The 7142-nt window shown below is 41.8% G+C and carries 6 protein-coding genes; all 6 read right to left on the bottom strand.

Annotated elements, in window-relative coordinates:
* Positions 1–55 precede the first annotated feature (55 nt).
* Genes HMPREF0013_RS20170 through ftsI form a run of 6 tightly spaced genes read right to left on the bottom strand, consistent with a single transcriptional unit; the run spans position 56 to position 7138 of the window.
* Positions 56–880 (bottom strand): putative RNA methyltransferase, encoded by an 825-nt coding sequence (locus HMPREF0013_RS20170; protein ID WP_005078486.1) that lies wholly within the window; start codon positions 878–880, stop codon positions 56–58.
* Positions 881–882: 2 nt separating this feature from the next.
* Positions 883–1215, bottom strand: a complete 333-nt coding sequence (locus HMPREF0013_RS20165; protein ID WP_005804527.1) for a hypothetical protein — start codon at positions 1213–1215, stop codon at positions 883–885.
* A gap of 59 nt (positions 1216–1274) precedes the next feature.
* Positions 1275–2393 carry a phospho-N-acetylmuramoyl-pentapeptide-transferase gene (gene mraY / locus HMPREF0013_RS20160; RefSeq protein WP_002116751.1) on the bottom strand — a complete coding sequence of 373 codons (1119 nt, stop codon included), beginning with the start codon at positions 2391–2393 and terminating at the stop codon, positions 1275–1277.
* Positions 2394–3794, bottom strand: coding sequence for a UDP-N-acetylmuramoyl-tripeptide--D-alanyl-D-alanine ligase (locus HMPREF0013_RS20155; protein ID WP_002116900.1), 1401 nt, complete (start codon positions 3792–3794; stop codon positions 2394–2396).
* Positions 3795–3802: 8 nt separating this feature from the next.
* Positions 3803–5302 (bottom strand): UDP-N-acetylmuramoyl-L-alanyl-D-glutamate--2,6-diaminopimelate ligase, encoded by a 1500-nt coding sequence (locus HMPREF0013_RS20150; protein ID WP_005804526.1) that lies wholly within the window; start codon positions 5300–5302, stop codon positions 3803–3805.
* Between the two features lie 3 nt (positions 5303–5305).
* Positions 5306–7138 (bottom strand): penicillin-binding protein PBP3, encoded by a 1833-nt coding sequence (gene ftsI / locus HMPREF0013_RS20145; protein WP_002117016.1) that lies wholly within the window; start codon positions 7136–7138, stop codon positions 5306–5308.
* Positions 7139–7142: the final 4 nt, after the last annotated feature.

The raw sequence follows: 7142 nt of genomic DNA, 5'->3' as shown, positions 1-7142 counted from the left end.
AAAAAAGAAGCCATCATCAGATGGTCTTCTTTTTTTGCGCTCTTAAAATAGATCGTTAGATGGCTTTTTTATTGCGCTTCTGAAAGACATAAATTTGAAAAGATGCAGTTATTTCTAATTGTGACTGCTGCTCTAACTGCGAACGGCGCTCAGGAGAGGCTTTATAAGCATAAGGTGTCATAGCAATCAGATTTTTTAGAGCCTGTTGATCAAGCACAAAAGGCGCATCAATAATTTGCTCTTGCTTTAATTCAAACAAATCTTGTAGTTGCTCTACAAACTTTTCTGGTGTGTGAGGATTAACTTGCTCAAATAAAGCCTCACGCATGGCATACAAATGTTCAGAAGCAGGCGTAACAACAATTAAATGACCCTCATCTTTTAAAACACGCGCAATTTCTGCTTGCGGAATTGGGCTAAATAAACTGGTGCAAGCATCCATACTCCTATCCAATACAGGTAAAGTTGCTCCTGTTCCCACCACCCAAGTTACTTCAGTGTTGAGTTTTGCCGCACGTTGTACCGCGTTTTTTGCAATATCAACTCCAACACACTGCTCAACAACTTGCTGCATAGCACTTGTATAGTAGCCCTCACCACATCCGATATCGAGTATTGCTTTTACATCTAATTGCTTTAATAAAGCGACTACAGCCTGCTGTAAAGGCTGATAATAACCACCTTGCAAGAAAGCTCGTCGCGCATCGACTGACTCGGGCGTATCCCCTGGGTTTTTACTATGTTTATGTTGCACCACATGTAAATTGACATAGCCTTGTTTAGCTACATCATAACTATGTCCTTGCTCACATCGCCAAGTTCGTTCAGTTAAATTCAGGGACTGACGACACACAGGACACATTAAAACTTGCTTAGCCACTTTTAATTATTCTCTTGTTCTTTTTGTTGTAAATAAGTCTTTGCGTGTAGTCCAACAAAGGTGCGGCCTGCATTTGTACCATTAATCCATTCATCGACCTGAAACAAATCAAACAGACCTACTTTGACTAACGTTGGAATTGCGATCTTCAGCTCTTCCTCAATTTGTCCTCTTTGCCCTGCATTATATAATTCAATATTGTGCAGCATTGTCGCTACAGTTCCTGTTTGCACCTGACTTCCATCTTTAAGTATGACTTGAGGTAATACTTCGCCCTCTCCAACTACTTTTTGATTAATCACAGATAATTGGTCTAGACCAGCAACTTTTGTCATTCACCTCTCCAATAAAAAAAGCCAGTAGAACTGGCTTTATATTGACACTAAAATAAGATCTATCGCAATTTTAAAGTCATTAGACCTAAAACTACTAATATAATTGTAATAATCCAAAAACGGATCACAACTTGCGTTTCTTTCCAGCCCTGCTTTTCATAGTGATGATGCAGCGGCGCCATTAAGAACACACGTTTATTACGCATACGCAAGGAACCGATTTGTAAGAATACAGATACTGCCTCCATTACAAATACACCACCCATAATTGCAAATACGATTTCTTGACGAACCATAACTGCAATTGTTCCAAGCATCGCACCTAAAGCTAAAGCACCGACATCGCCCATAAACACTTGAGCAGGATGCGCGTTATACCAAAGGAATGCCAAACCAGCACCAATCATGGCAGAACAGATTACTACGAGTTCAGATGTATATTTCACATATGGAATATGTAAGTAGTTAGCGAAACGGATGTCACCAGACAAGTAAGCAAATACGCCTAAGCCCGTAGCTACCATGACAACTGGCATGATTGCCAAGCCATCTAAACCATCTGTTAAGTTAACTGCGTTAGAAGCACCATTAATCACTAGATAGGTAAATACAATAAATGCCAGACCTAAAGGAACAATTGAGAGTGGAATTGAAAGATTCTTAAAGAATGGAATCAATAAATCCAACATGTTTGCGGTATGTTCTGCATTTGACTGTTGAGTTGCGATTAAATATAACGCAATACCAGCACCCAGCGATGCAACAGAAGTCCAGAAAAACTTCTTACGTGCAGGTAAACCTGCATTGTCTTTATAGCGAATTTTAATCCAGTCATCTGCCCAGCCTACAGCACCGAATACAACCATTACACCAAGCACAATCCAGACATAAGGGTTAGATAAATCAGCCCATAGTAAAGTACTAATACCAATTGAAAGCAGAATTAAAATTCCGCCCATCGTTGGTGTACCCATTTTTTTAGCATGATTTTCAGGAGCAAACGAACTTACTGCCTGACCGTATTTTAACGCTTGTAATTTACGAATCATGATCGGCCCAAGGACCAGACCAATGGTCAGTGAAGTTAATACACTGAGTAAAGAACGTAATGTTAAATAACGAACGACCTGAAACGAGCTGTGATAGCCCGCAAGTTGTTCAAACAACCATAACAGCATTTAAAGTTTCTCCATCAAATCAGCCATCAACGTTTCCATATGAGTAAAGCGAGAACCTTTAAACAGGAAACTCATGGACTGGGGTTGATGTGTTTGGATTAGATTGATTAAAAATGGAAGCGCCTCAGCTTGTGTCTGAAATGCTTTCACTTTATTAGAATGAGAGTCTGCACCCTCGAGAGCAGCTGGAGCGAACTGTCCAACTGCAATAATATGATCTAAAGGAAGTTCGGCAAGATCACGACCTAAATCATAATGCTCTTGCCAACTGCTATCACCTAACTCACCAATATCCCCCATGACCATCACTTTTACGCCTTGTTGCTGCAACAACACTTGTGCAGCAGCACGCATAGAAGTCGGATTGGCATTGTAGGTATCATCAATAAATAAGTAAGGTGACTTTTGAATAAAGTTAAGACGACCTTTGGCCCCCTGAGCTTGCTCTAGTCCTTGGACAATATCTTCTAGTCCAATACCAATTGCTAAAGCAAAAGCTACAGCTGCGGTCGCATTTTGAACATTATGCTCACCCGCAAAAGGAAGCTTAACTGCACTGCTACCTTGTGGTGTATGAAGGCTAAAATTCGTTGATTGAGGCAATAACTCCACATCTGTTGCATAGACATCGCCTCCTACACCAAATGTAGAAATACGATGAGCTTTCGCAGCATCAAGAATTTCGGCAGTGAAGTCATCTTGTTGCGGCACGATTGCAACGCCATTTGGTAAAATGTGACGATAAATTTCCGATTTTGCGCGGCAAATACCTTCACGGCCACCAAACTCGCCTAAATGAGCTGTACCAATATTTAATATGCCCGCAACATGAGGCTGAACGAGTTTTGATGTGTAATCAATCTCGCCTTGATGGCTTGCACCCAACTCCATCACCGCATATTGATGTTCCTTGCGAAGCTCTAGCAACATCATTGGTACACCAAGGTCATTATTTAAATTGCCTCGGGTGATTAGTGTCGGTGCTAAGCGCGACAATATACTTCCCAGCATTTCTTTGGTTGTAGTTTTACCACTACTTCCAGTTAAGGCAATCACCTTTAATTGTGAGTTTTGCTCACGGCGATAAGCGCCGAGTTGCCCTAAAGCCAATCGGGTATCGGCAACAACGAGTTGCGCAATATCTACATCTAGCGGACGTTCAACAATAGCTATTTGACAACCATTTGCAGCAACTTGCGCAACGAAATCATGCGCATCGAAACGCTCACCTTTTAGTGCTAAAAAGGCATCCCCAGTTTCCGCATGACGAGAGTCCGTCAAAATACGTTTAATTTCAGTTTGAGGGATTTGGTCTTTATGCCAGTAGCCCTGTGTTGCCTGTTGTAATTGTTGAGCTGTCCACGGTTCCAAAGGCACGGTACTGGTGGTTGAAGTATGCATAATTTGTCCTATTGTGCAGGGTAAGCAGCGTCTACAGTGTGATGTTGTGCATCAATCGCAGAACGCACTTCAACAACATCATCAAACCAGTGACGTACGCCATTAATTTCTTGATAATTTTCATGTCCTTTACCGGCAATCACAACAATATCACCAGCCTGAGCCTGCTGTGCAACAAATTTAATTGCTTCACGGCGGTCATGAATTTCATGCATACGGTGCCCTGAAAAATCGATTCCTTGCTTCATGTCAGCAAAAATTTGTTCAGGGTCTTCTGTTCTTGGGTTATCCGACGTCAAAATAACTGGATTTGCGCCGTCTAAAGCTGCTTGAGTCATTAATGGGCGCTTACCGCGATCACGGTCCCCGCCACACCCAAATACAGCCCAAAGTTGATTCGAAACATGACGTTTTAATGTTTTAAGCACTTGAATTAATGCATCTGGTGTATGCGCATAATCAACAACAAATAAACGCTCACCATCACGAATAACTTGCATTCGACCTGGAGCACCAATCAGCTCAGGAACGAAAGCTACTAGCGCTTTTAAATTAAAACCTGCTTGCTCAGTAGCAATAAGAGCTGCAACCAAGTTTTCGACATTAAAATGCCCTAACAATGGACTTTGCACAGCAAAAGAACCTTGCGGGCTCACTAAATTAAATGTCGCCCCCGCTAAACTGTAACTCAGGTCAGTAATATAATAATCAGCAGTATTTTGAGTAAGTGAATACGTTAAAATTTTCGGTTGAGCAGGATTTTGCTTTGCTGCATTAATCATGAGAGCTGCATGCTCATCATCTAAATTAATAACAGCTACTTTTAAAGAGCTAAAACGGAATAAAAGAGCCTTCGCTTCAGCATACGCCTCTAAAGTGCCATGGTAATCCAGATGGTCACGACTCAAATTGCTATAAACAGCAATCTCAATCGCACAACCATTTAAACGACCTTGTTCCAAACCATGTGAACTTGCCTCTAAAGAAGCAAAAGTCGCACCTTGTTTTGCATAATCATGCAATGCATTTTGCAGTTGTAAAGCATCAAGCGTAGTGTGAGTTGATGGTGTTAAGTCTGGTAAAATACCATTGCCTGTAGTGCCCATCACAGCACAGCGCTGTTGTTGAGAGCTAATTAATTCAGCCACTAGACGCGAAATTGTGGTTTTACCATTTGTACCAGTCACTGCAATAATACGCACTGGTACTACGGGATCTATATGCTGTAAATAACGTTCTTGCCATTCACCCATACGTTGACGCACATCAGAACGCACCCACTCATTTGCTACGCCCAACTCAGTCTCGCTAATAATGGCAAGTGCACCATTAGCTAAAGCTGACTCAGCAAAAGCGCGTGTTTTTTCAGGTTGGCTATAACTGGTCAAAGCGATAAAGATCTGGCCTGACGCAACCTTACGGCTGTCTAAACTAAAGCCTTGAAAAGGCTGTTTAGACCACTGTGCATCGATCTCGACTGGATTAATTTCTTGGAAAGAAACAGACATAGCTTACCTGCGAATAGGATTTTCTGGAGTATCAAGGGGCTTATCAAGCGGCACATTCATTAAGCGCAATGATTCTTGCATAATTCGTGCGAAAACAGGGGCCGCAACCAAACCACCGTAATAACGGCCTTGTGGATTTTCAACAACTACAATAACCGCTAAACGAGGATCACTAATCGGAGCTACGCCTGCAAATAAAGCACGGTATTCATTATTTGAATAACCTTTACGATCTGCACGAAGTTTATGAGCTGTACCTGTTTTACCACCAACGCGATAACCCGGAATATTAGCTTGCTTTGCAGTACCGCCCGGCATCGTCACCTGCTCAAGCATAAGCAAAACCTGATCAGCAATTTTTGGAGCAAGAACTTGCTCACCTTTAGGAGCTTGGTCGAGTTTATGCAAACTTAGAGGCATTTTTACCCCATGGTTTGCAAGCATTGCATAGCCTTGCGCCAACTGAAGAATAGTTGCATTTAGACCATAACCGTAAGCCATGGTACCAATTTGGGAAGAGTTTAACTTGCTTACAGGAAGTACTAAACCAGAGCTTTCACCAGGGAACTTCACAGCAGAACGCTTACCAAAGCCAGCACGGTTAAAGAAGCTTGGTAATGTTTCCTTAGGAAGTGACAACGCAATTTTTGCCGAACCCACGTTTGATGACTTAATAATTACGCCACTAACAGTCAAAGCACCATAGTTATGCGTATCACGAATAGTATGCCAGCCTAAACGCATTGAACCTGGCGAAGTGTTGACAATCGTATTTGGGGTATATTGTCCAGTTTCGAGTGCAGCAGAAACTGTAAAAGGCTTCATGGTAGAACCCGGCTCGAACATATCAATCGCACCGCGGTTACGCATGGCATCTTTATTAGATAAACCGTTTTTATCATTCGGGTTATAAGATGGCCAACTGGTCATAGCCAGAATTTCGCCTGTTTTAACATCTACAGCAATTGCTGTCGCCGAACGGGCGTTATTTGCGACACCAGCAGCAGTCAACTCACGGTACATAATGTATTGCAAACGAGAGTCGATACTTAAAGTGATGTTTTCGCCTGGTTCACCTTCACGAATAACCTCTGATACTTTTAAGCGGTTACCACGTTTATCACGAATAATTTTTTGTTCGCCATCTACCCCAGACAGTTGTTTATTCAACTGCATTTCCAAGCCTTCAATCCCTTGGCCCTCACTATTGGTTAAACCAATAATCTGAGCATTTGGCTGCGGTTGAGGATAATAACGTTTATATGTTTTTTCAGCATAAACGCCTTGGAAGTTACCCTTTGTAATGAGATCGGCCTGTTGTGGCGGCACTTCTTTTTTCAAAACCAAATAACGAGAACGTGGCCGCGCATTCATCTGTTTTTTTAGATCTGCACGATCTAAACCAACCACATCCGCTAACTCATCAAGGTTTAGGTTTTTATCTGGTAATTGTCGTTTTAACTTACGATTATTTGGATCTTTTTTTAATTCCGCTGTAATTTCGTCATATAAATGCTTGGTATCAAAGTAATCACGTGGATCAATGACAATTTTCATAATAGGCGTACTAATGGCCAAAGGCACGCCATGACGGTCGCTAATAACCCCACGCATTGCCTCAATACGTTCAGTACGCAAAATATTGGCATTGGCCTTGTTTTGTAAAAAGTCTTTATTAATCACTTGCACATAAAATGCACGTGCAATTAATACAACAAAACAGAGCAGTACTGTTGCCCAGAGCAGATAAAACCGCCACATATCAAAGGCAAGAGTTGGTTTTTCCGAAATAGACTGCTGTTTTTTCCGTGTTTGCTTTGTTCGCTTATCTACCATACAG

The sequence above is a fragment of the Acinetobacter sp. SH024 genome (assembly GCF_000163635.1).
GTDB lineage: Bacteria > Pseudomonadota > Gammaproteobacteria > Pseudomonadales > Moraxellaceae > Acinetobacter > Acinetobacter pittii.
The sequence above is the reverse complement of the archived record's forward strand: the minus strand, read 5'-3'. Positions and strand labels throughout refer to the sequence as shown.